The organism is Corallococcus sp. AB018, assembly GCF_003986945.1.
Classification (GTDB): Bacteria; Myxococcota; Myxococcia; order Myxococcales; family Myxococcaceae; genus Corallococcus; species Corallococcus exiguus.
Genome location: NZ_RAWR01000517.1, coordinates 1 through 474, shown reverse-complemented (window position 1 = coordinate 474; position 474 = coordinate 1). Strand labels below are relative to the sequence as shown.

1 protein-coding gene is annotated in these 474 nt (G+C 73.6%); it reads right to left on the bottom strand.

The window, feature by feature from the left end; translation table 11 throughout:
• Nucleotides 1-474 (bottom strand): ABC transporter permease (locus D7Y11_RS42900; protein WP_199753986.1); only part of this gene is annotated, 474 nt, incomplete at both ends.

Here is a 474-nt window from a genome sequence, read left to right as displayed (position 1 = left end):
CCCTTCCGGGAAGTGCCGGCGCGCCAGGGTCTCGTTCACGATGACGACCGGCGGCTGTCCGGGCTCCGCGTCCCGGGCGGTGAAGTCCCGCCCCGCGAGCAGCGGAATCTCCAGCGCGGAGAAGTAACCGGGACTGGAGGCGCGGCGCTCCGCCGACGGAGTCTCCCCGGGGTCCGGGGGCGGCTCGCCCTCCACCGTGTAGCGCAAGTTGCTCCAGGCCCGCTGGATGGGCAGCAGCGAGGTCATCCCCGCGGCACGCACTCCCGGCAGTGCCCGCACCTGCTCGAGCACCGGCTCGAACAGGCGCCGCGGCAGGTCCCCGTCCGCGAACCGCTCCCGGGGGATGGCCAGGTGCGCGGTCAGGACATGGTCCACCGCGAACCCAGGGGACGTCCCCATCAGCTGGAAGAAAGCCCGTCCCAGCAGCCCCGCCCCCACCAGCAGGACGAGCGTGAGCCCCAGCTCCGCCACCAC